We start from the raw sequence: 20,944 nt of genomic DNA on the forward strand, positions 1-20,944 counted from the left end.
GAACACAGTGTGTTCCGGGGCTTTTCGATGCCTGGCCGTCAGCAGTTGGACGGTGCCGGGACGTTGTTGAAGCGATCGATCATGTACCCGACGGATTCGGGGGTACCGACCAGATACGGCGTCGCGTGATTGATTGCCAGTCCCGGAATGATCGGGGGCAGTTCGTTGACGGAGAACTGCACCGTCGCGCCCTTGCCGCACCAGTCTTGCGCCAATTGCTGTCCCTGGCCGAACGGAACGATGTCATCGGAGCGGCCGTGCTGGATCAACACGGGCGACTCCGGCGTCAGGTTGCCGATCTTCTGTTCGTCGAGGATCGCCTGCGCCATGGGTAGGCGCGCCAGAACTGCGGAGAGCGATTCACCGGAATTGGTGAAGCTCGACGACTGCTGGAAGCCGAACTGCAGACCACTTTCGGCGACGCACTGGTTCTTGGTGGCGGCCAACATCTGTCGGCCACGATCGTTGATTTCGGCGTCGAGCAACGGCTGGACCTCGGGGTACTGCGCGACGATTCCGTTGAGCGCGTATCCGATCACTCCGGTGAGGAACGTGCCGTCGACCTGCTGCAGCGTCGCCGCCAGATCAGCGGGCGGTGCGCCTGCGTACGTGCCCTTGAGATCAAGTTCGGGAGCGTACGACGGCTTCAATTCCGTTGCGGCAGCGGCAGCTCCACCACCTTGCGAGTAACCCCACAGTCCGACGGGTCCGTCGGCGGGAATGCTCGTGTTCGGGAGTTGCTGAGCGGCGCGCACCGAGTCCAGAACGGCATGCGCTTCGGCTTCACGGTTGACGTAGGTGTGATCGCCCGGAGTTCCGAGACCCTCGTAGTCGGTGACGACGACGGCAATGCCGTTGAGCAGCAACGTGTTCACCCAGATGGACTCGTAGCCGACCATGACGTCCGTCGGGAGCTGATACTCGATACCGGTGTTGAACAGCTTGGACGGTGCGCACTGATCGCCCTGTCCATGAGTTCCCACCGCTGCGGCAACCAGTGGACGCGCCCCCTGCCCGGTCCACGGATTCGACGGTTCGAGATAGGTGCCCGTCACGGCAACGGGGGCACCCTTGGCGTCCTCGCTTCGGTACATGATCTTGGTGGCAGTCGCCGGCCATGCACCGTTCGATCCAGGCACGCTCAGCAGCAGTGGTGACGGCTCGCTCTTGATGAGGTCTCCGTTGGCACCTGCCGGAAGCTCGGACGGCGGTGTGTAGAAATCCGCCGGCTCCGCCGTTGCGGCAGGGGCCGTCACAGCACCCATGACCAGTGCTGCGACGGAGACCCCGGCCGCCCACCATGCTCTGCTCTTCACGTTTCGATCTCCCCACGTTCGCCTGCGCTGTGGCTTGGCACACAGCGAACGCAGAGTAACACATACCTCACGTAACACTTTTTCGTGAGGTTTTTGCCTTAACAGGCTGAATTACAACCCTTTATAACTACTTCGTGGGCTCCAGATTCGATGTCAGTAGCGAACGAAGCTTGCCGGTATCAGCCGAGGTCCACGCCTCGGGATGCAGGATCTTGGCCCACATGTCTGCCGCATCCTCGCCGTAGTTGTGACCGTGCCCGGACGGGACGTCAGCCGAGAACACCATGTCGAGGGTGACCTGCCAGAACGTCACGAGCGGCACCCACGTCATTCCCGGATCCACGTCTCGACCCAACGGTTCCTTGAGCCAATCCGGCTTGTTGAGCAGCAGGTCGAAGGACCACCACGTGATCGGGTCGCTGGCGTGCTGCCAGTACACGATGCGGTCGTCGTCCCAATCCGATTTCAGCTCCAGATCCTCCGGATCACCGGCAAACCGAATGGCGCGTCCACCGTCGATCACCGGCAGAATTTCCTTCGAACCCGAGTCACGACTGTCCGTGATTTCCTGCCACTGAGCAGTGAAGTTGGGGGTTCCGACCCACAGTGCGCCGTCGACACGCGTCATCATGTCCTGAGCGCCGGCAAATGCGGCCTGGCCACCGTAGGAGCCGAGGCTCTCACCGAAGACAACCAACTCGGGTCGCGTCTCCACAGGCAGGTCGATCCACTTGGCGTACACCGCGTTGAACAGCGCGCGCCCGGCGATCATCGGCGTCTCGCGGTCGGCGATGAAGGCCAACGGACTCGGAAGGAACGAGTACTGCATCGACGCGATCGCCGTGTCGCCGCCCTCGACGTACTCGAACGCCGACGCGACGTCCTCGTTCACCCAACCGCGGCCGGTGGTCGTCACGACTGCGAGGGTTCCGCGGTCGAATCCACCGGTGCGCTCCAACTCGTCGACGACGCGCTGTGCCACACCGTTGATCGAGTCCGAGGATTCCCGTCCGGCGTACACGCGGATCGGTTGCTTCGCTTCACGTCCGGTCAACGCAGAGATCTCGGCTGCGGTGGGACCGCTGCCCATGAAGGTGCGCCCCTCCTGGCCAAGAGAATCCCAAGCCTCGGCGGACATCGGCGAACCACTGCGCTCGGCGATCAATGGTTGTTCGATGCCGTCCGGAGTTTCGTGATCGGCGCCGGAGAAACTCCAGTTCGCGAATGCGATCAGCCCGTTGTACAGCGCACCATTCACGATGAAGATGCCGAGAGCGAAGATGACGATCAAGCTGCCGACCTTCGCCGCTTCGAGGGGAACGAACCGAAGCGCGACTGCGGTGAGCTTGTTGGTGGTGAACCGAAGACCACGTCCGGCCTCGAGCAGGATGAACCAGATTCCGAGCGAAATCATCAGCACCAGAAGGTAATTCGCCTGATTGGTGCGTGGAGCTTCCACGAGATCGCGGACGATCTGCTGCCACCACGAACCGAGGACCAAGAACGTCGGAACCAGAATGACGGCCGCGACCAGCAGGATTCGCCAGCCGATCTTTTTCGTGCGATCCGACCATTGCGGCTCGACGCCGCACTTGCGGATCATCCAGGCAACCGTGACGCCGACGCCGTATCCCATGGCGAGCGAGATGCCCGTCGCAACGCCCTGGAGGTACCACGCGCGCGGCAACAGGGACGGACTCATCGACCAGGTGAAGAAGACCAGAGCAAAGGCAAGCCCGACCGGGTGCAGCGTCTTGCAGTAGAGGCGCAGCCGTTCCCACACACGTTTCATGCCGGAATCGTATGCGCCCCGTGCCCGAATCAGGTCACGAGGCGCACACGCGTCCAGTCTGTTTACGGAGCGAAGCGCAAAATCGCGGCGACTGCGCCGCCGCCCGGAATGTCCTCCGCGCGAACAGCGAGCACCCGAGCGCCCGTCAAGAGCGAACGACGAGCGATCTCGTCGACGACACCGTAGGTGCTTCCGTTGGTCGACTCACCGGTCGTGAGAGCGCCTGTCTGGGGATCGAGACTTCCGGGTACGACGGAATCGATGTCGATGAAAACGGTGTCGACCTGTCCGTACGTCGCGGCTGTTGCCACGTCGGCGACGTCCGTCTGAGTGCGTCCCTGTTCCGTGCGCACATTGAAGGTGTCCCGCACCGCCGCCAGCTGCTCGGCGTGGAAGTCGTCGAGCGCCGGACGCGAACCGTCCGCCACTTCCTGCGTCGACAAGGCTTCCGGGTTTCCCTCGACGGTTTTGTCGACCAAATGACGGTACGAATTCACGGAGCGATACACCGACGCGATGGGTTCGGCAGCAGCCAGGATCAAGGGGACGTCACGGCCGGCGAGCACACCGCGGACCTCGTGATCGACTGCGCGCGCGTACTGATTGACGCGCAACTTTCGGCTGTCCGACCCCGACAACCGACCCGCCTCGGTACGGCTGTTGATCGACGACTTGCCCGCGTGATCCGCAGCGTTCTTCGGCATTCCCTGAACACGGACCTCGTCGGCGGGCTGATCGGCGGCGATCTCGATCAGTCGCACCGAACCCTCTGCCAGGGCGAGAACAAACGCCGTCTGGGGGAACGTCACCGAACGGAGCAGTGGCTTGAGGTGGAACCGATCGCTGACCGTTTCGAGCGCCTGCAGACGGTTGGGGAGGCGGAAGGTCACCAGACGCTCCGGCGTCGCGTACGTGACCAATGAGCGCGACTGGAAGCGCCAGAAATCGTCGTCGTCGTCGAGCTCTGCGTATTCGGCCTCGAACTGCTTGCGCTCGGCGGGATCCTCCACCGATGCGAGTGCCGAGCGGACCTGGTCCTTGAAGGCTATGCGCGCTTTGTCGTAATCCTGCGGTGCATCTTCAGTCGGAGTAACGATGGTGATGCAGGTGGGCCCCTCCACCTCCGCGAGTGCGGCAATTTCACCGTGGCTGGGAATGTCGTTGTGAAGCACTACGAACCTCCTGAAATTGGGTTCTCCCCACGGTACGCCCAGCTGGTTATGACCACTAGACTTTCCGGAGAATTCGGGACGAACGGTCCATAGTGGGCGCGGTTCTGGCCACCCACTCCGAGCGAACGGCATGTTCATCGCCTCCAGTGCGCCGAAAGTGCCGTTCGCTCAAAAACGGGGGCACACAAGTCGGGCAAGTCGGGCACGACTGGGCAGACGCGGGCAGACACGGGGTACATCGGTATACAAAAACACCCTCCCGGATCCCGGGAGGGTGTTTTCTTACTGTGGAGCCTAGGAGATTCGAACTCCTGACATCTGCCTTGCAAAGGCAGCGCTCTACCAACTGAGCTAAGGCCCCGTTCGGTTTTCTGACCGGAGTCAGAGTACCTAGGTTCTATCCTGTTTCCAAATCGTGCCAAACCTTGTCTCCGCGCTGACTTTTGATCAGCTTGGTGACCCCGAGAGCTACCAGAATTCCGGCCCCGACAAGCAGGAAAACCTTCATTCCAGCAACCCTTCTTCGGCACATGGGAGTGGGCCTAGGAGGACTTGAACCTCCGACCTCTTCATTATCAGTAAAGCGCTCTAACCACCTGAGCTATAGGCCCCTGAACCGATTCCAAAGATTACCCCACCGGGCCGCTGACACCAAAACGGGCCCGGCGGAGCAATGTTTTCGCAGGTCAGTCGCGGTCGGCGAGAGTTACCTCTACGCCGCCAACCAGGTCGCTGCAGAGGTTGTAGATGAACGATCCGATCGTGACGAGTGCCGTGAAAAGCACCATGTTCGCGATGCCGATCAGCGCGGCGTAGCCGAACACCTGGCCCGCTGTCACGAGACCGTCGGAGCCGCCGTCGGCAACGATGTCGGTGAACGCGTTGTTCAGGCGATCCCAGACGCCCATTCCGTCGAGAACGACGTAGAGCAGCCCGACGGCCACCATCCACACGAAGAACAGCGACACCGAGATCACGGATGTGATCTTGAGCGTGGACCACGGGTCGATACGACGGATCTGAACCGTTGCGCGCAGTGGCGCACCGTCGACGACCGAAGCCGATACGGCGTGAGTTTTCTCACCCTTCACCGCAGCAGGCAACGGATGCTTGGCCTCGGAGAGGTCAGGCATGTCCTTCGGCAGATCCTTGCGATCGATGTGCCGAGTGGGCCCGTCGATCGCAGCAGCCTTTGCTTTCGGATTCGCGACCGTGGGATTGGCGACTGTGGCGTTTGCAGCCTTGGGATTTGCGCCCGAGGGTGTAACAGCCTTGGCTGCTGCCGCGCCGGCGACGCCACCGGTAGCTGCGGCCGCCGCCGTTCCCGTCACGACGGGACGCGCCGAAGGGTTCCCGGCAGGGCGACCTGCCTGTGCACCGGCGGCAGGACGACCCGCTTGAGGCTGTCCCTTCGGCGCACCACCCTGCGCGGGGTTTTTGGCCGGGCCACCCTGCGCCGGGCCGGCCGCTGCAGGACGCTGCGGACCGGCAGGTGGCTTACCCCCGGCAGGAGCTGCCGGTCGACCCGCAGGAGCACCAGCGCCGGCTGGGCGCGTGATGTTGGTCTGCGGCTGACTTTGCGGAGCCTGATTCTGCGGTGCCTGAGCCTTGGATGCCGGACTCTGGGCAGCCGGACTCTGGGCAGCCGGATTTTGAGCTGGCTGCCCCTGCGGCTGACCTGACGGCTGGGGTCCGCGCTGCCAAGGCGGTGCCTGGCTGCCACGAGCCTGATTGGAAACCGGTTGCGGCGGAGCCTGACCGTCACCCTTCGCCGGAGTTACCGGCGCAGCCGGAGCCACAGAAGGAGCGGAAGGAGCCTGACCCTTGGCCGCACCCGCAGCGTCGGAAGCCCCACCCGCCGGCTTCTGAGTCGACGGGCCGCGAGGCGGCTCAGGTGCCTTGGGCGCCGGAGCTGCCTCGGAAGCTTTGGGTCCGCCGTCCGCTGGAGCTGCAGGTTTCGAGGTCTGCGGCCCCGCCGGAGCAGTTGCCTGCTCCGGCTTCGGTGGCGTCGAACCTGAAGGGCTTCCGCTCTTCTGGTCACTGCCCGGCTGGTTGGGAGTGCTCACTAGGACTCCTTAGCTCCATCGGCATTGTCTGCGTTGTCGGTGGTCTCTGCAGCGAGCTCTTCGGGCTCGTCGGCGTTGCGCGCAATCGCGAGCAGTGTGTCGCCTTCGCCGAGGTTCATCAGACGCACGCCCTTGGTCTGGCGTCCTGCCTTACGAACCTGCTTGGCTGCCGTCCTGATGACGCCGCCGCCCGAGGTGATCGCGTACAGCTCGTCGTCGTCGTCGACGATGAGCGCACCGACCAGAGTGCCACGTTTCTTGTCGTACTGAATCGTGAGCACGCCCTTGCCGCCGCGACCCTGCACCGGGTAGTCCTCCATGCCGGTTCGCTTGGAGTAACCGCCCGAGGTGGCGACCAGGAGGAATGTGCCTTCACGAACGACGTTGAGCGAGAGCAGCTCGTCGTCACCGTTGAAGCGCATGCCCTGGACGCCGGACGTTGCGCGGCCCATCGGACGCAGTGCCTCGTCGGTGGCCGAGAAGCGGATCGACTGGCCCTGTGCCGAGACGAGAAGCAGGTCGTCGTCGGCGGAGCAAAGAACAGCGCCGACCAGTTCGTCTTCACCACGCAGGTTGATGGCGACGATGCCACCGCTGCGGTTGGAGTCGAAGTCGGTGAGCTTGGACTTCTTGACCAGACCGTTGCGAGTGGCGAGCACCAGGTAGGGCGCGTCTTCGTACGTCTTGATCTGGATGACGGACTGGATGCGCTCGTCCGGCTGGAAGGCCAGCAGGTTGGCCACGTGCTGACCGCGAGCGGTACGGCTCGCCTCGGGCAGTTCGTAAGCCTTGGCGCGGTAGACGCGGCCCTTCGTGGTGAAGAACAGCAGCCAGTCGTGCGTCGAGGTGACGAAGAAGTGCGAGACGATGTCGTCCTGCTTGAGGCCGGCGCCCTGAACACCCTTGCCGCCGCGCTTCTGCGAGCGGTAGAGATCGGTCTTGGTGCGCTTGGCGTAGCCGGTCTCGGTGATCGTGACGACGACGTCTTCGCGGGCGATCAGATCCTCGTCGTTGACGTCTCCGTCGGCGGCGATGATGCGGGTACGACGGTCGTCGCCGTACTTGTCGACGATTTCCTTGAGCTCGTCACGAACGATCGCGCGCTGACGCTCCGGGCGAGCCAGAATGTCTTCGAGGTCCGCGATTTCGAGTTCGATCTCGGCCAACTCGTCGACGATCTTCTGACGCTCGAGGGCGGCGAGACGACGCAGCTGCATGCCGAGGATGGCGTCGGCCTGGATCTCGTCGACGTCGAGGAGTTCCATCAATCCGGCGCGAGCGATGTCGACGGTCTGCGACGCACGGATCAAGGCGATGACCTCGTCCAGAGCGTCGAGCGCCTTGACCAGACCGCGCAGGATGTGGGCGCGCTCCTGTGCCTTGCGAAGCAGGTACCTGGTACGACGAACGATGACCTCGAGCTGATGCGTCGTGTACAGACGGATCATCTGGTCGAGGCGCAGCGTGCGCGGCACTCCGTCGACGATGGAGAGCATGTTGCAGCCGAAGCTGGTCTGCAGCTGGGTGTGCTTGTACAGATTGTTCAGCACGACCTTGGCAACAGCGTCACGCTTGACGGTGACGACGATGCGCATGCCGACGCGGTCCGAGGACTCGTCGTGGATGTCGGAGATGCCACCGATCTTGGCGTCACGAACCTGCTCCGCGATGGAGGTGATCAGGTTGTCCGGGTTGACCTGGTAGGGCAGCTCGGTGATGACGATCGTGGTGCGGCCCTTGGCATCTTCTTCGATCTCGACGACGCCGCGCATACGAACGGATCCACGACCGGTGGTGTAGGCGTCCTGGATGCCCTGTCCACCGACGATGAGACCGTGCGTCGGGAAGTCGGGTCCCTTGATGCGCTCCATGACGGCTGCGAGAGTGGCTTCCTCGTCCGCCTCGAAGTTCTCGAGCGCCCAGTAGATGGCGTCGGCAACTTCACGCAGGTTGTGCGGCGGAATGTTGGTGGCCATACCGACGGCGATGCCGTTGGAACCGTTGATCAGAAGGTTCGGGATACGGCTGGGCAGAACCGTCGGTTCCTGCGTCTTGCCGTCGTAGTTCGGGGTGAAATCGACTGTCTCGTGGTCGATTTCGCGCAGCATTTCCATCGCGAGCGGCGTAAGCCTGCACTCGGTGTAACGCATGGCGGCTGCGCCGTCGTTGCCGCGGGAGCCGAAGTTTCCCTGACCGTCGACGAGCGGGTAACGCAGCGACCACGGCTGGGCCATACGGACCAACGTGTCGTAGATCGAGGAGTCGCCGTGGGGGTGGTAGTTACCCATGGTCTCGGCGACCGGTCGGGCAGACTTCACGTATCCGCGGTCGGGGCGATATCCGTTGTCGTACATCGCGTAGAGCACGCGGCGGTGCACCGGCTTGAGTCCGTCGCGGACATCCGGCAGAGCGCGACCGACGATGACGCTCATGGCGTAGTCGATGTAGCTGTTCTGCATTTCCTGCTGGATGTCGACCGGTTCGATCCGGTCGTGTTGCGGACCGTCCGGCGGCAACGTGGTGTCGGTCATGAGCTCACTTTCTTAAAAGAGGGGGCAAGCCCTTGTGCGCGGAAAAGGAGTCCGGGGACTCCTCAACCGCTCACAGGGCCGCAGGCCCTACACGTCGAGGAAACGAACGTCCCGGGCATTGCGGGTGATGAAGCTGCGTCGTGCTTCGACGTCTTCGCCCATCAGCACGCTGAACAGCTCGTCGGCAGCAGCCGCGTCGTCGAGCGTGACGAGACGCAGAACGCGCACCGTCGGGTCCATCGTGGTTTCCCACAGCTCCTTGGCGTTCATCTCGCCGAGGCCTTTGTAGCGCTGGATGCCGTCGTCCTTGTTGATCTTCTTGCCGGACTCGAGGCCTGCCTTGACCATCGCGTCGCGCTCGCGGTCGGAGTACGCGAATTCCGGCTGCGCACCCTTCTGCCACTTGAGCTTGTACAGCGGCGGCTGCGCGAGATAGACCTTGCCGTGCTCGACGAGCGGCCGCATGAAGCGGAACAGCAGCGTGAGCAGCAGCGTTGCGATGTGCTGACCGTCGACGTCGGCGTCGGCCATGAGCACGATCTTGTGATAGCGCAGCTTGGCGATGTCGAACTCGTCGTGGATGCCCGTGCCGAACGCGGTGATGATCGACTGGACTTCGGTGTTCTTGAGGACGCGATCGATACGCGCCTTCTCGACGTTGATGATCTTTCCGCGGAGCGGGAGGATCGCCTGGTACATCGAGTCTCGGCCGGACTTGGCCGAGCCGCCTGCGGAGTCGCCCTCCACGATGTAGATCTCGGACTTCTCCGGATCGTTGGAGCGGCAATCGGCGAGCTTGCCTGGCAGGCCACCGAGGTCGGTCGCGCTCTTACGGCGGACCAGCTCACGCGCCTTACGTGCGGCGACGCGGGCCTGCGCCGACGAAACAGCCTTGTTCACAATGGTTTTCGCGTCGGCGGGGTTCGCCTCGAACCAGTGCGCGAGGTGCTCGTTGCACGCCTTCTGCACGAAGGACTTGACCTCGGTATTGCCGAGCTTGGTCTTGGTCTGACCCTCGAACTGGGGTTCACCGACCTTCACCGAGATGATGGCCGCGAGTCCTTCACGGATGTCGTCACCGGTGAGCTTGGGATCCTTGTCCTTGAGCAGCTTCTTTTCGAGCGCGTACTTGTTGACCGTTGCGGTCAGTGCGGCGCGGAAGCCCTCTTCGTGGGTGCCACCCTCGTGGGTGTTGATGGTGTTGGCGAAGGTGTGGACGGACTCCGAGTAACCGGAGTTCCACTGCATTGCGACCTCGAGCTCGTGGCCGGTGCCCTTGGCGGTGAATCCGACGACCGAGTTGTGGATCGGGGTCTTGCTCTTGTTGATGTGCCGGACGTAGTCCTCGAGTCCACCGGGGTAGTGGTAGACGCGGGTCTTGGACTTACGCGGCGCTGCATGAGCAGCTTCTTCGGCTTCTTCGGCAGCAGACTTGGGAGCCTCGGCCACCTCGGCAGCTTCGTCGTCGATGACCTCGGCGCGCTCGTCGGTCAACGTGATGGTCAAGCCCTTGTTGAGGAAGGCCATTTCCTGCAGACGACGCGCAACGGTCTCGAAGTTGTAGCGGGTGGTCTCGAAGATCTCGGGATCAGCCCAGAAACTGACGGTGGTGCCGGTCTCCTTCGTCGGATCGCCCTGTACGAGCTCTCCCGGCTTGGAATCGGTGTACGTCTGCTGCCACCGGTAGCCGTCGACCTTGATGTCGACGTCGAGCCGGGTGGAGAGCGCGTTGACCACCGAGATGCCGACGCCGTGCAGACCACCGGAGACGGCATAGGAGTCGGAGTCGAACTTGCCGCCGGCGTGCAGCTGGGTCAGCACGACCTCGACGGTGGGTACTCCGGAGGCGTGCATGCCGACCGGGATGCCACGGCCGTCGTCGATGACGCGGATTCCGCCGTCTTCGAGGAGGGTGACCTCGACTTTGGTGGCGTGTCCGGCCATCGCCTCGTCGACCGAGTTGTCGACGACCTCCCAAATGAGGTGGTGCAGGCCGCGTTCACCGGTGGAACCGATGTACATGCCTGGACGCTTACGTACCGCCTCGAGTCCTTCGAGGACGGTGATGGACGACGCGTTGTAGTCCTTGCTGGAAGTGCTTGTATCTGACTTCTGGGCAGCCACGGGTGGGTAGCTCTCCTTCTCCGTCAATACTCGAGCGCAGCCGTCAGCAAGCCCTTGCGGGTGTCGTCGGAGCGGGTTCGAGAATGTTGCCGCTAGTTACCGTTGACCATCTTACTGGTAAGCACCGACTAGAAGCGGCCAATGACACCCCTGGCTGCGCCGCAGACGAATTTTTACGATCCCCTGAAGGTGAAACGCTAGGAACTTTGCTTCTCCGAGCGACGCTCTCTCAGGCTCGCGATAAATGCCCGCGCATGTTCGGCAACCTCGCCCGGATGTGAAAACGGCGACCAGTGTCCCGCGGAAATTTCACGTCGCTGCAGGTCGGAGACCCATTTTTCGGCATCCTCGTATCCCACCGGACGAACGGCTTTGTCGTACTTGTTCAGAATGAGCTGAACGGGCACGTCCGTGTACCGATCCCGCGGCTTGCCGAGAGACGGCCGGATGTTGGCGCGATAAAGCTTGAGTCCGTTCACCATGTCGTCGGCGATGGTGGGCGCGGTGTTGACCACACGGGGGTCCAGACCATCGAAGAAGCCCAGAAATGCCGGCCAGTGCTTCGAGAACCACAGACGCAACGGAAGGGTGCACAGGCCGGGAATCTGGAACAGAACGGTGTAGGCCGACGCGATTCCCTGCGCCGCCGGGCCGAGGAAACGACGCTTGGACGCGCTCGCCCGGATCCACTTACCGAGATGATCGAGATTCGGGCCCGAGATGGAAGAGAACGACGCGATCTTCTCTTCGGCACCCGGCTCGCAGACTGCCTCCCAGGTTTCGACGGATCCCCAGTCGTGTGCAAGGACGTGTACCGGCTTACCCGGGCTGACCGCGTCGATGACGGCGAACAGATCGCCGGCCAGTGCGCTCAGTTGGTAGTCCTGCACCCTCGAGGGGATCGTGCTCTCGCCGGCCCCGCGACTGTCGTAGCTGACGACGCGGAAGTCGTCTGCGAGCAAAGGCACGACGCGGTTCCACAATTCATGGGTGTCGGGCCAACCATGCACCAGGACGATGGTCTCGCCGTCCGCCTTGCCCTGCTCGAACACGGCCAGGCTGACGGAACCGTTGGTCACCCGACGCGCGGTCACGGCATGGACAGGAGAGTGCTTGGACATTGTTGAACCCTTCGGAGTTAGTCCTTCGGACTGGGAAATCTAGAGATCGAGAACGAGACGTCCACCGTCGGAACGGGATACGCAGATGAGCATCTCCGTTTCCTGCTCGGTGTCGGTCAGACGCCTTTCGCGGTGATCGGGTTTACCCGCCAGCACCTTCACACGACAGGTTCCGCAGAAACCCTGCTGACACGAGTACCCGACCCCGGGCAACGTCTTCTTGATGACGTCGAGCGCGGACTCGTCGGCCGGCACGGTGAGCACCTGACCCGAATTGACCAGCTGCACTTCGAATTCCTTGCCGTCGATCACCGGCGGAGCCCCGAACCGCTCGAAATGCAAAGCGGCAGAGGGTGTATCGCGGAATCCACGGCGGACTGCGTCGAGCATCGGCGTCGGGCCACAGCAGTACACGGCGCCGCCGACCGGCGCTCGTCCGAGAAGATCTGCGGTGGTGGGCAATCCGAATTCGTCGTCCGGGCGCACGAAAACACGTTCGGGATCCCAGGTCGCGATCTCGTCGAGGAACGGCATGGATTCACGGGATCGGCCCGAGTACACGAAGTACCAGTCCATCCCCAATTCTCTTGCCGCACGGACCATTGCGATGATCGGTGTGATGCCGATACCGCCGGCGACGAACAACGCGCTGCCTTCTCCCACAAAGGGGAAGCCGTTGCGAGGTCCGCGTACCGTGACGTGCTCACCGGGCTGCAGGGCGTGCATCTCGATGGAACCGCCACCGCCGTCGGGGATCCGGCGCACCGCGACGCTGTATCCCGTGCGATCGGCCGGGTCGCCGCACAGCGAATACTGACGCCGCAGACCCGAAGGTAGATGGAAGTCCAGGTGCGAACCCGGATGCCACGGCGGAATCGGTGAGCCGTCTGCAGATTCGAAGCGCAGGCGAACGACGTTCTCGTCGGTTGCCACCACCTCACGTGTGCTGACCACCATGTTCATGGCCGTGTCGGGGTTGTGGCCCGCGATCTCGGGGTTGTAGTCGTAGGCCGTCAACACCCGAAGGTACTTGTCCGCCAACAACTCCGTGATGCGCATGGCGCGGTCGGGACGGTTCTTGCCGGACAGATCGGGTGGCGCCGGAAACCGCGGCAACCCGTCGTGACCGGAAATGACGTCCTTGACCCTCGAGAGTGAAATCACCGTGCAGCCGCCTGTGCTGCGGGTGACGACGCGAGGTACTGCACCGCCTGGGCGGTCGAGCCCTCTTTGCTGGGGTGGTACGACTTGCTGAAGTACGTCGACATCCGCTTGACCAGCTCGAACGAGGTGGGAACCGTGCCTCGCTTACCCGCCGCGATGAAATCGGACAGGTGGGGGCGTCGACGGCTGGGAGCCTGAGCGGCAAGTTCGGGATCGTTGCGCATGAGGAACCTGGTGCCACGAATCCACAGCCACACCAGTACCGGTGTGACGACGATCTGCGTTCGGATGCGGCGTGTCTCGCGCTTGTCGAAGTAGCGCATGACGTCGTACGCGACGGAGCGGTGTTCGACCTCTTCGGCGCCGTGCCAGCGGAGCAGATCGAGCATGGTCGGGTGCATGCCGGCTTTGTCGAGTCCCTTGGCGTTGAGCACCCAGTCGCCGAGAAAAGCGGTGATGTGTTCGATGGCCGCGATGATCGCCAAACGCTCCACCAGGTGGTTTTCAGCGCGCAGTCCCGTCATCGGGCGCGGACCGAGCAGCTTCGAGAAGGTCCATTCCATCTGCTGCGTGTACGGCGTCGGATCGAGGCCGTTCTCCCTGAGATGGACCAGCACGCCCGAGTGCGCGTTGGAGTGCATTGCCTCCTGGCCGATGAATCCGACGACGTCTTCGCGGAGCTTTTCGTCCTCGATCAGGGGAAGAGCTTCCTTGAAGGTCTCGACAAACCATTCCTCACCGGCAGGGAGGAGAAGGTGAAGCACGTTGAGAACGTGTGTGCTGAACGGATCGCCCGGAATCCAGTGCATGGGCAGATCGGACCAGTCGAACTCGACATTGCGAGCCTGCAACAGGATGTGATCCGGCTCGGCGAACGACGAAGCGGGTGTCGATATCTTCTGCGACATCTGGCTACTCCTTCATGCCTGCCGAACGGTGGGGAACGACAGCCTTGTGACACAGTTCACTCACTAGCGAGTTTTAACTGTAACACGAAGTAATAGGTAGAACCAGGGCCTGGTTGAGTTTTCCTCAGCCGTACGTATCGCGAGGTCCGCGGCCTTTCACATGCCTTTCACCCTTGCGCCAGCTCGGCGCACTCGGTCCGGTGATCCGCAGTGTCTTCACGACGCCGTCACCGACGGCAGCAGCGATCTTGGCCAGAATCTGGGACTGCATCATGCGCAACTGAGTAGCCCACGCCGTCGACTCGGCGGAGATGCTGAGTACACCTTCTTTCAGGGAAATCGGCTCGGCGTGTGCGGAAATGTCTTCACCGACGACCTGCGGCCACCGACCGAGGACCGTGCCCTCGGACACCTTGGGGGACCACCCACGAGACTTGGAGATCGCACTGGTGAGGGCGCCGAACGGCTGAGGGTCCCGCGCATCCGGGCCGGGGCCGGACCAACCGCTGCGCCGACGCGGGCGACCGCTTCCGTATTTGGGCGACGAACGCCCCTGCCCGACGGCCTTGCCATTGGCCTTGGCCGTCGCGCGCGCCTCCTCGAGGGCACGGCGCGCCAGATCGATCCCTTTGAGCTCGGGCTCCGGAGCCGCGCTGCTGTCTTCAGTCATCGAACTCGACCTCCTGATCTGTCGAGCCTACGGGCACTATCCGAGATATCCGACCGTCTCCGGTATCGGAGGCTTCGACGCCGAACTTGGCCGCCTCGAGTTCGTCCGGCACGTCTTCGGGAACAGCAGCCGTGATCAAAACCTGTTCGGCGGTGGCGGCAACAGTGGCGAGCGCACGACGGCGACGACGGTCCAATTCTGCAAAGACGTCGTCGAGCATCAGGACCGGGTCGCTGCCGTCCGCGCGCAACAGAGCAAAACCTGCCAGTCTCAGCGAAAGCGCAAAAGACCACGATTCACCATGGCTGGCAAAGCCTTTCGCCGGACTGTCGCCGAGAATCAGCTCCAGATCGTCCCGATGCGGACCGACCAGACACACTCCACGATCGATTTCCTTCGACCTCATCTGCGCCAACTCGAGATGGAATCGCTCCTCGAGGTACGCGACGTCATCGATGCCGGAAATCCTTGCAGGGTCGGTGAATTCGGGATCCAACGACGAACCCAGACTGCTTTTGTATCGAATCGACGCCGGCCGGGATTCGGGCGCGATGGAACGATACGACTCTGCCAGGTGCGGCGCCAGATCGTGGACCAACTCGAGGCGCCCGGCCAACAATTGTGCGCCGTGAGCGGCCAGATGCCCGTCCCACACCTCGAGGGTGGAGAGGACGTTGTCGGACTCGCCACCTCGAGAACCTCTGCGCAGCGCCGCACCGGCAGTTTTGAGCAGCGCCGAACGCTGGCGCAGCACCTTGTCGTAATCCGCACGGACAGCGGCCATTCGGGGAATCCGGGACGTCAACAACTCGTCGAGATAGCGTCGACGATCACCAGGATCGCCGCGTACCAACGACAAATCCTCCGGCGCGAACATCACCGACTGCAGAATCCCCAGCACTTCACGCGGACGACGCGTCGGTGACTGATTTATCCTGGCGCGGTTGGACTTTCCCTCGATCAGTTCGACATCTATGGTCAGTTCACGCCCGTTGTTGACCACCGTTGCACCGGCAAAGGCACTGGCGGAACCGCTGCGGATCATCGGTGCATCCGTGGACACTCGATGTGACGACAGCGTCGACAGATACCCGAGCGACTCGAGGACGTTCGTCTTACCGTGCCCGTTCGAACCGAGAAACACGGTTGTTCCCGGCGTGAGGTCGAGCGTCAGCGAATCCCAGGATCGGAAGTCACGCAGCGAAAATCTACGAACGAACACTTAGCTTCCAGAAGCCGAATTCTTGGGCGAAGCGCTCTTGACCGCGTGACCACCGAACTGATTGCGCAAGGCCGACACCGCCTTCATGGCCGGTGAATCATCCTGTCGTGAAGCAAATCTCGCGAACAGAGCAGCGGAGATGACGGGAGCGGGGACAGCGTGCTTGATGGCTTCCTCTACCGTCCAGCGGCCCTCACCGGAATCCTCGGTATAGCCGGTGATCTGCGCGAGCTCCGGATCTTCCTCGAGGGCGTCGACAAGCAGATCGAGCAACCACGAACGTACGACGGTTCCCTTCGACCAAGCTCGGAGAACACCCGGAACGTCCGCGATCAGGCTTTCCGCCTCGAGGAGCTCGTACCCTTCGGCATACGCCTGCATCAGCCCGTATTCGATGCCGTTGTGCACCATCTTCGCGTAGTGACCAGCACCGACAGGGCCGGCGTGGACAAAACCGTCGGCGGCGTCGCCGTCGGGGCGCAGAGCGTCGAAGATCGGCATTGCCTTTGCCACGTCGGGCTCGGATCCGCCCACCATCAGGCCGTAGCCGTTCTCACGGCCCCAGATGCCACCGGAGACACCGCAGTCGACGAAACCGATCCCACGGGCGTCCAACAGCTCCGCATGGACAGCGTCGTCGGTGTAGCGCGAGTTTCCACCGTCGATGACCAGATCGCCGCCCTCGAGGGCATCCGCCAGTTCGGCAATGGTGCTCTGGGTGATGTCACCGGCCGGAACCATCACCCAGACGACTCGAGGTCCCTCGAGGGAAGCAGCGAGTTCGGCAAGAGACCCGACGTCGGTGACCTCCGGTCGAGGGTCGTATCCGATTACCTCGAGGCCATGCGCGCGCAAGCGCTCACGCATGTTGAAACCCATCTTGCCGAGACCTACGAGTCCGATCTTCATACTGTTCTCCCTGGTCAGGCGCGAACTGAAGTGCGGGGTACCACTCAGCCCGGAAGGCGAACCGGCATCAGCAGGTACGTGTATTCGCTCGAGGGCGCAGCGAAGTTACCGGACTCGTCTGCCGTGGGCTCTTCCTCGGCCGCGGGGCGAAGAACAGCCGGACGGCTGGGAGTGGTGAAGCCGAACAGAACGTTTTCGCTGTGAAGCGAGTTCAACCCGTCGATCAGGTAACCGGGGTTGAACGCAATGGTGAGTGCTTCGCCCTGGAACGACGCGTTGAGCGTCTCTTCTGCGCGGCCGGCGTCGTCGCCACCAGCGGAGAGGAGCAGGCCGTCAGCGGAGAACTGCATGCGAACCTGTGCGCCACGCTCGGCGACGAGTGCTACACGCTTGATGGCCTCGATGAGAGGCGTGACCTCGACGGTTGCCATCGCGGTGTGCTGAGCGGGCAGCAGCTGACGGAACTTCGGGAACTCGGCGTCGAGGAGACGCGTCGTGGTGCGGCGTCCGTCGTTGACGATGCCGAGGAGTCCGTCGTTTCCGATGGTCGTACCGGAACCGAGAGCCAACTCGACCGGCGAATTTGCATTGCCGGCAAGCGTTTTCGCGGACTCGGACAGAGTCTTGGCCGGGATGAGAACAGCAGCTTGGACGTCGGGATTGGCCGGAGTCCACTCGAGTTCACGCACAGCGAGACGGAAGCGGTCGGTAGCGGCGAGGACGATCGAATTCTGTTCGATCTCGACACGGATACCCGTGAGCATCGGAAGGGTGTCGTCCTTGCCGGCTGCAACGGCTACCTGGCTGATGGCTTCGGAGAACAGGTCGACGGGAATGGACCCGGACTGCTGCGGAAGCGTCGGAAGCTGCGGGTAGTCCTCGACCGGCATCGTGGGCAGGGAGAACTTGGCGCTTCCGCACGAGATGAGCACGCGAGTGCCCTCGAGGGTCACATCGACCGGCTTGTTGGGAAGCGACTTGGTGATATCGGCAAGGAGGCGACCGGAGACGAGTGCCTGACCTGCAGTGGTGACATCTGCCGAGACGCGGACCTGCGCAGATACCTCGTAGTCGAACCCGGAAACAGTGAGGCCGGCTTCGGTTGCGTCGAGAAGAACTCCGCCGAGAACCGGCACGGGCGGCCTCGAGGGCAGGCTACGAGCAACCCACGCTACTGAATCAGCGAACTCTTCCCGGGAAACGCGAAACTTCAGGCTTCCAAGCTCCATCGCCGGGTTATTCCTCTCGGTAGGCATGTTCGTCTGCTGCGGATCTGCATCAGCTCACTTGAAGTCTGACACAGACCAAGCGATGCCCACCGTATGCCCTCGAGGGCGCAAGTGGAAAGCCGAAGCCGGGACGAGCGCAGCCTGAGGCGAGGTTCTCAACAGGAGTTGTCCCCAGAACTATTTTCAAAGAGCTTTTCCTAGGAAATTCTCAGTAGTAGTAATAAGTCCTGTGCAATCTGTGGAGCAACGGTTGTCGACGCTGGTAGGTCCCCTCGAGGGCCTGTGCACTTCTCGAGGACAGACTCGAGTACCAATCGACCCCCTCTGTGCACTCTCTGAAAGTTTTCGGATTCCTCCTCGAGAACTCCACAGACTTCGAGAGTTATCAACACAGTTATCCACAGATGTGAATACTTTTCACAAGAACCGAAGAGTTTGTTCCCATCGGCGTGTCCGACTCCGGCGTGTCGTCCCTCGAGGTGGACAACCGCCCTCGAGGGACCGCACGTGAACCCTTCGAATACACCGATGCCGCTCGAGGGAAACCTCTGCCTCGAGCGGCATCGATCGAAATAAGTGCAGGTCAACGCTTGGAGCGCTGCTTGATCCTTGCGGTCAACTCCTGAACCTGGTCGTACACCTTGCGGCGTTCCGTCATTTCCTTACGGATCTTCTTGTCGGCGTACATGACCGTCGTGTGGTCACGGCCGAACGTCTGACCGATCTTCGGCAATGACAAATCAGTGAGCTCACGGCACAGATACATCGAGATCTGGCGGGCCTGAGCGAGCGGCCGGGCCTTACCCGGCCCACACAGGTCGTCGATCGACATGTTGAAGTATTCGGCCGTCACAGCCATGATCGTCGCCGCATTGATCTCGAGGCTCGACGAATCGGGCATCAGATCTCGCAGGACCACCTCGGCCAACGTCAGATCCAACGGCTGACGGTTGAGCGAGGCAAAAGCGGTGACGCGGATCAACGCGCCCTCGAGTTCACGAATGTTGCGCTCGATACGGCTGGCGATCAGCTCGAGGACGTCGTGCGGGACCTCGAGGCGATCCATCCTCGCCTTCTTACTCAGAATCGCGATACGCGTCTCGAGCTCAGGCGGCTGAACGTCGGTGATCAGGCCCCATTCGAAGCGCGTCCGCAGACGCTCCTCGAGGGTTGCCAACTGCTTGGGCGGACGGTCCGAGGAAACGACGATCTGCTTGTTCGCGTTGTGCAAGGTGTTGAAGGTATGGAAGAACTCCTCCTGAATACCTTCCTTGCCCTCGATGAACTGGATGTCGTCGACCAGCAGGACATCCGTTTCCCGGTAGCGACGCTTGAACGCGACCTTGCGGTCGTCACGAAGACTGTTGATGAAGTCGTTGGTGAATTCTTCGGTCGAAACGTACTTGACCCGCATTCCGGGGAACAGACGCTGTGCGTAGTGGCCGGCGGCGTGAAGAAGGTGCGTCTTGCCCAGTCCCGAAGCTCCCCAGATGAACAAGGGGTTGTAGGCACGCGCCGGCGCCTCCGCGATCGCGACGGCAGCGGCATGGGCGAATCGGTTGGACGAACCGATCACAAAAGTGTCGAAGGTGTACTTCGCGTTGAGGCTGTTGGCGCCGGACCCCGAAGCAGAAGGAGTAGCGGGCGGCTTCGTGAAGTACGACGGCCACGATTCGTGAACGCTCGCGAGTGCTTCGCGGTCGTCGTCGACTTCTTCGGTCTCGGCAGTCTCGGAGTCCGAGGGTTCGCCGTCGCCTTCGGTGAATCTGCGACGACGGTATGCGCCCGAGCTGTTGACCGACTCGAACTGACGGCTGCCCGTGCGCTCCTCGACCGGTTCGGCGGGTGCGTCGGCATCGTCTTCGAGTGCGATGCGGACACCGAGTCCTTCGACCTGGCCGCCGAGATGGCGTCCGAGTGCCTGCAGGATCGGCTCGCGTAGGTCGCGCTCGATCGTTTCTTGAGCAAATGGCGATGGAACCGAGAGGAGTGCAAAACCCTGAGCAAGTGTGAGAGGCCTCACCAGACGGACAAATGCCTTCTGCTTACTGCTCAAAGCCGGAAGATTACTTCCGGGGTCATCACTCGTGAGTTCTGCAACCACGTCGACCCAGACCCGTGCGAGCGCGTTGGGATCGTCGTTCACGTGGTTCCTTCCCGTGTTTCGCCGACAGTGGGTGTGCTGCAGCTGCCGAGCGTATGGCTGCGGCGTCGAATGATTCGGTGGATTACCACCCGGGGTGAGAACCCCGTAACAGGCTACGAATATGCCACCTGGGCTGTGTTTCCACACAATTATCCACAGATGTGGACAAACCTGCACTGAGTCGGTTTTTTCGTCAACCAAATTCGTCAAAGTGATCGAGAAATTGATCTACCTGCAACTTTGTCGGAACTCGAGGCGTTCGCCACTTGGTGTCGGGGATGCGTCAACACTCACAGCCCTGTGGATGAATGTGGAAACTCGAGATTCGGGGTCGCGTCCGGCGCTCGTACCCGTATGTGCTGATGAGGCCTTGTCGGGAGCATGCGCCGGTGGAACTGTCCGGGTTGCCTTCAGGTCACCTGCAGTCCGTAGCGGAACTGTTGCCAAGGTCACACTTGCCGCCTCGCTCGAGGTCACGGCCGTATGCACACCGGAATCGGAATCTGCGGAATAATGCAACTGTCGGCGTGTCGTCGCAGTTGCCGCGAAAGGGCTTCGAATCGGGCTGGTTTGA

At 62.3% G+C, this 20,944-nt stretch carries 14 protein-coding genes and 2 tRNA genes; all 16 read right to left on the reverse strand.

All coding sequences use genetic code 11. The annotated features are described in order from the left end of the window. Positions 1–38: 38 nt before the first annotated feature. The 16 genes from ACFWAD_RS02605 to dnaA all read right to left on the reverse strand — a co-directional run bounded on the left by ACFWAD_RS02605 (position 39) and on the right by dnaA (position 20,370). Positions 39–1,316, reverse strand: a complete 1,278-nt coding sequence (locus tag ACFWAD_RS02605; protein WP_378541154.1) for a lipase family protein — start codon at positions 1,314–1,316, stop codon at positions 39–41. A gap of 127 nt (positions 1,317–1,443) precedes the next feature. Then, on the reverse strand, positions 1,444–3,108 hold the full coding sequence (locus tag ACFWAD_RS02610; RefSeq protein WP_378541157.1) for an alpha/beta hydrolase: 1,665 nt from the start codon (positions 3,106–3,108) through the stop codon (positions 1,444–1,446). Positions 3,109–3,170: 62 nt separating this feature from the next. Then, complete coding sequence (locus tag ACFWAD_RS02615) at positions 3,171–4,280, reverse strand: hypothetical protein (protein ID WP_378445283.1); 1,110 nt, start codon at positions 4,278–4,280, stop codon at positions 3,171–3,173. A 288-nt stretch (positions 4,281–4,568) separates the two neighbouring features. Further along, positions 4,569–4,641, reverse strand: a tRNA-Ala gene (locus ACFWAD_RS02620). Between the two features lie 176 nt (positions 4,642–4,817). After that, positions 4,818–4,891 (reverse strand) — tRNA-Ile (locus ACFWAD_RS02625). A 75-nt stretch (positions 4,892–4,966) separates the two neighbouring features. Then, entirely contained in the window at positions 4,967–6,346 is a 1,380-nt protein-coding gene (locus ACFWAD_RS02630; protein ID WP_378541160.1) for a DUF3566 domain-containing protein, read from the reverse strand. Then, positions 6,346–8,877, reverse strand: coding sequence for a DNA gyrase subunit A (gyrA, locus tag ACFWAD_RS02635; protein WP_378445279.1), 2,532 nt, complete (start codon positions 8,875–8,877; stop codon positions 6,346–6,348). The genes ACFWAD_RS02630 and gyrA overlap by 1 nt, the downstream gene beginning before the upstream one ends. An 87-nt stretch (positions 8,878–8,964) precedes the next feature. After that, on the reverse strand, positions 8,965–11,001 hold the full coding sequence (gyrB, locus tag ACFWAD_RS02640) for a DNA topoisomerase (ATP-hydrolyzing) subunit B (protein WP_378445277.1): 2,037 nt from the start codon (positions 10,999–11,001) through the stop codon (positions 8,965–8,967). A gap of 197 nt (positions 11,002–11,198) precedes the next feature. Beyond that, positions 11,199–12,122: an alpha/beta fold hydrolase gene (locus ACFWAD_RS02645; RefSeq protein WP_378541163.1), complete on the reverse strand. Its 924-nt coding sequence runs from the start codon at positions 12,120–12,122 to the stop codon at positions 11,199–11,201. Between the two features lie 39 nt (positions 12,123–12,161). Then, a complete protein-coding gene (locus ACFWAD_RS02650; protein ID WP_378445763.1) occupies positions 12,162–13,283 on the reverse strand; it encodes a PDR/VanB family oxidoreductase in 1,122 nt (373 codons plus the stop codon). Beyond that, complete coding sequence (locus tag ACFWAD_RS02655) at positions 13,283–14,194, reverse strand: metal-dependent hydrolase (protein ID WP_378445273.1); 912 nt, start codon at positions 14,192–14,194, stop codon at positions 13,283–13,285. The genes ACFWAD_RS02650 and ACFWAD_RS02655 overlap by 1 nt, the downstream gene beginning before the upstream one ends. Before the next feature lie 124 nt (positions 14,195–14,318). Continuing rightward, a complete protein-coding gene (locus ACFWAD_RS02660; RefSeq protein ID WP_003942471.1) occupies positions 14,319–14,864 on the reverse strand; it encodes a DUF721 family protein in 546 nt (181 codons plus the stop codon). Next, a complete protein-coding gene (gene recF / locus ACFWAD_RS02665) occupies positions 14,857–16,086 on the reverse strand; it encodes a DNA replication/repair protein RecF (RefSeq protein ID WP_054828073.1) in 1,230 nt (409 codons plus the stop codon). Before recF ends, ACFWAD_RS02660 begins: the two co-directional genes overlap by 8 nt. Next, positions 16,087–16,995 (reverse strand): phosphogluconate dehydrogenase (NAD(+)-dependent, decarboxylating), encoded by a 909-nt coding sequence (gene gnd, locus ACFWAD_RS02670; RefSeq protein ID WP_378541166.1) that lies wholly within the window; start codon positions 16,993–16,995, stop codon positions 16,087–16,089. Positions 16,996–17,039: 44 nt separating this feature from the next. Next, entirely contained in the window at positions 17,040–18,224 is a 1,185-nt protein-coding gene (dnaN, locus tag ACFWAD_RS02675; RefSeq protein WP_007729165.1) for a DNA polymerase III subunit beta, read from the reverse strand. A gap of 583 nt (positions 18,225–18,807) precedes the next feature. Then, positions 18,808–20,370, reverse strand: coding sequence for a chromosomal replication initiator protein DnaA (gene dnaA, locus ACFWAD_RS02680; protein ID WP_003942491.1), 1,563 nt, complete (start codon positions 20,368–20,370; stop codon positions 18,808–18,810). Positions 20,371–20,944 lie beyond the last annotated feature (574 nt).

Origin of the sequence: Rhodococcus sp. NPDC059969 (assembly GCF_042738325.1) — a bacterium.
Lineage (GTDB): Bacteria > Actinomycetota > Actinomycetes > Mycobacteriales > Mycobacteriaceae > Rhodococcus_F.